Source organism: Oleiphilus sp. HI0123, assembly GCF_001635315.1.
The window spans coordinates 1-2318 of sequence record NZ_LWGE01001610.1 but is presented as its reverse complement, the minus strand read 5'-3'; the positions used below and the strand labels follow the sequence as shown (position 1 = coordinate 2318).

6 protein-coding genes are annotated in these 2318 nt (G+C 38.4%); all 6 read left to right on the top strand.

What is annotated here, in order from left to right; translation table 11 throughout:
• A partial coding sequence (locus A3761_RS28045) for a hypothetical protein (protein WP_197473169.1) occupies nt 1–298 on the top strand: 298 nt, incomplete at its 5' end.
• 59 nt (nt 299–357) lie between these two features.
• On the top strand, nt 358–687 hold the full coding sequence (locus A3761_RS21620) for a hypothetical protein (protein ID WP_068567945.1): 330 nt from the start codon (nt 358–360) through the stop codon (nt 685–687).
• A gap of 107 nt (nt 688–794) precedes the next feature.
• Entirely contained in the window at nt 795–1136 is a 342-nt protein-coding gene (locus A3761_RS21615) for a hypothetical protein (protein ID WP_068567947.1), read from the top strand.
• Between the two features lie 92 nt (nt 1137–1228).
• Nucleotides 1229–1573, top strand: a complete 345-nt coding sequence (locus tag A3761_RS21610) for a hypothetical protein (RefSeq protein ID WP_068567949.1) — start codon at nt 1229–1231, stop codon at nt 1571–1573.
• A 54-nt stretch (nt 1574–1627) separates the two neighbouring features.
• Nucleotides 1628–1999: a hypothetical protein gene (locus tag A3761_RS21605; RefSeq protein WP_197473168.1), complete on the top strand. Its 372-nt coding sequence runs from the start codon at nt 1628–1630 to the stop codon at nt 1997–1999.
• Between the two features lie 120 nt (nt 2000–2119).
• On the top strand, nt 2120–2318 hold a 199-nt coding region (locus A3761_RS28665; protein ID WP_231881281.1), incomplete at its 3' end, for a hypothetical protein.

The window sequence follows — 2318 nt, the reverse complement described above, 5'->3', positions numbered from 1 at the left end:
AGCAGTGCCTACGCAGCTTATTCTCGCTCGTAGTGAAGGAGTGATGGTTCTAGGAGCTTTTGGAAATCCAGCAGCGTGCGAGACCACTAATTCAAATATCATAAACGTTGATAGAGTTTGGGTTCCACGCAGTCATGCAGAATATGAAACCATATACTCAACGCTTTTGGCTGCCATGATGGCGAGTAAGAAAGTTAATTTTTATATTCACTCTTGTACTACAGTCCCTTGGTTTGGTGGGGATATGGCTGAGTATAACCAAATGACAGTTGGTGATGTACGAATATTTAAGGATTAATGTTTAAGTCTCATTTAGGTTGAAGCCGGAAGCTAGTTCAAGTAAAGGAAACTATCAGCGTGAAATATCTATTATTATCTGTTTTATTATTTTTTTCGGAACTCTCGAATGCTAACCCTTTATGGACGCCAGCAGAAGGGAGTCTAGTTGATATCGTAAATCCGGGGACAAGGTCTCAAGGTGCCACATATTTTACCTTGAAAGGCGTGTCGTTTTCAGGCTGTACTAAGTCAACGGGCACAATTCTGTGGAAGGATACCAATAAAAACTATAACGAGATTTATAGCCTTTTGTTGGCTGCAAAGATGGCTAATAAGAAGGTCAGGTTGTATTACAAGAGTCCTGATGGGTGTGACTATCCAGAGCTAATTCAGGCCTATATGTTGTAAGTTATGAATGGTTAATCAAAGTCGATATTAGGTTGATAACGGAAACTTCGTTTGGCTTAAAGCTAACATTGTGAAATATCTTATTGAATGATTAAAAGGAACATTTAATGAAAAAAGTAAGTGTAATAATTCTAGCTTGCTTTGTTGCATTGCCAGTTTTTGCTGGCGGTTGGACAAATGGTGGACGCATTACCGAGATTGAGATTGTAAGGGCTCAAGGTTTTATGGTTAAAGGTAATTTTGGTGATGCGAATGATTGCGGGATATCAGATTATCTTTGGGTTCCTATCGATAACACTCAATATGATATTACTTATTCGACCATCTTAGCTGCTTATATGGCGGGTAAAAAAATTAAAGCTTACGCACATGAATGCAGAGAGATCGGGTGGCATGGAGGGTCTTACAGCACTATGACAAGTTCTGGTGCGATGTATTTAAGGGATTAATAACAGTTATAGGTTGGTTGTAGAAGCTGATTTAGGCTTTTTAAATAAGCTACTTTTGGCTCATAAGATTATATTGGGATAGGTATTAAATAATGCGAGTGTTTTTGTTAGCAGTGGTTTTAGCGCTTTATTCAGTAAACTGTTTTTCCGCTACAGAAAGTAGTTTTGATACCAAAGTCGAGCGAATTTTTGCCTACACTGAGTTTGGTAATGGGGATGTAGGATTTTGGCTTACTGAAAATGAAGGGAAGGAGTGCTATGGATATTGGATGTCACCAATTTCGAAAGGGTTTGATGCAAATTTCAGTTTATTACTCTCAGCTTATCATGCGAACAGCAATGTAATCGTATATGGAAAGCTAGGTGATGATAATCGGTGGCCTGGGTCAACTTCCGGGCACTATTGTAAAGTGGATGTAATTATTCTCAAAAAATAGGTGGAAATGTACGATGCCAGAAGCGTTTTCTGGAATGGCTATTTTAGGTTGTTAGTGGAAATTAAGGATATGAAAAAAATACTAGCTGTATGCTTATTGTGTATTTCAAGTGATTTATTTGCCTACGAGTATTTAACCGATCTATCGGGGCCAGGTGTCACTATCAAAAGATATTTTGTACATAAAAATGGTGGTTTAAGTTTGATTTTGAATGAAAACGTCCCAAAAAACTCGGAATGTAACGTTAAGAATCACGTTTATATTAAGCCTGATATAAACGGTCAAAGTTTAATGACATCGGCAGCACTAGCTGCTTTTGCGTCGGGTAAAGCAATAGGTCTTCACGGAGATGGTTGCGAGACTATTCCATTCTGGGGCGGAAGTTCTACAAGACCGATTGTGACTGATTTATGGGTGTTTGAGTAAATATTAAAGTTTTATTTACAGTTAATAGAGGTCGGTTTAGACGGTCTCAAATAGGTTGATAGTAGAAACTTCAAGCTTCAACCGGGCGTTGTTAAAAAGAGAAAAATGGAGAATCACTCAGTGAAGAAAGTTATTCTGACGCTATTATGTCTTGTATCATTTCAGGTCCATGCTTGGGACGCCAATGGTAAAGTCAAAATAACAAAGTTAATTGCTCAAAATTCGCCGGGGCTGTTTATAATTGAGACTGAGCCTTCGACAATTGGCAATACTAGTTGTACTTATCATGTCAAACCGCGGTGGGATGCATCAGCAGTTC